Genomic DNA, 1140 nt, shown 5'->3' on the forward strand with positions numbered 1-1140 from the left:
GCTGATGGAGGTCGCCGCCGGCTATGCCGAACACGTCGACGTCCAGGTGGGGCGCATTGATGGAGGTCGCCGCCGGCTNNGNCGAGCACGTCGACGTCCAGGTGGGGCGCATCGCCGACGAACTCGACCACCTGGGCTATGGCGACAACACGTTGTTCTTGTACATCTGGGGCGACAACGGATCATCCGGACGGTGCGTCAGCATCACCATCGCAGAGTTGTTGGCGCAGAACGGTATTCCCACCACGGTGCGTCAGCATATCGACACCCTGGAGGAGCTGGGCGGTCTGGACGTGCTGGGCTCGCCACTGGTGGACAACCAGTATCACGCCGCCTGGGCCTGGGCCGGCAGCACNCCGTACAAGGGTATGAAGCTGCTGGCGTCACACCTGGGCGGCACCCGCAATCCGTTGGCGGTGCGCTGGCCGGCGAAGATCGCCGCCGACCCGGTGCCACGTGATGTGTTCCTGCACTGCACCGATGTCGTCCCCACCCTCTACGAGCTGGTAGGCATCGAGGCGCCCCGGGTGGTGTACGGGGAACCGCAGATGCCCTTGGCAGGTGCCAGTTTTGCGCGGACCCTGGCTGACCGGGCCGCGCCGGGCGGCAAACGGACCCAGTACTTCGAGATCATGGGCAGCCGGGCGATCTACCACGACGGGTGGCTGGCGAGCGCCCGCGGGCCGCGGCTCCCGTGGGTTCCCGGCCAGCCCGAGGGTATCGCCACCTGGACCCCGGACAACGATCGGTGGGAGCTCTACCACCTCGACCAGGACTGGTCGCAGGCGAACGATCTCGCTGATTCACTGCCCGACAAGCTCATGCAGATGCGCGAGATGTTCGCCATCGAGGCGGCGCGCAATGCGGTGCTGCCCATCGGCGGCGGCCTGTGGGTGCCCGTCTATCACCCCGAGCTGCGGATCTCGCCCCCGTACCGCGAATGGGAGTTCGCCGGGGACATGGTCCGGATGCCCGAATTCTGTGCTCCCGCACTGGGGAACAAGAACAACGTCGTGGTCATCGAGGCCGATATCCCCGAGGCTGCCAGCGGTGTGCTGTACGCGCTCGGTGCCGCCGCCGGTGGGCTGACCTGCTATCTCGACAACGGCTACCTGTGCTACGAGTACAACCTCTTCATCT

At 66.5% G+C, this 1140-nt stretch carries 1 pseudogene; it reads left to right on the forward strand.

Going from position 1 to position 1140, the window contains the following annotated elements:
* Window positions 1-56: 56 nt before the first annotated feature.
* Window positions 57-1140: pseudogene (locus H7J86_RS31850) on the forward strand (sulfatase-like hydrolase/transferase); the annotation flags it as partial.

The organism is Mycobacterium hackensackense (genome assembly GCF_025822555.1).
GTDB lineage: Bacteria > Actinomycetota > Actinomycetes > Mycobacteriales > Mycobacteriaceae > Mycobacterium > Mycobacterium fluoranthenivorans.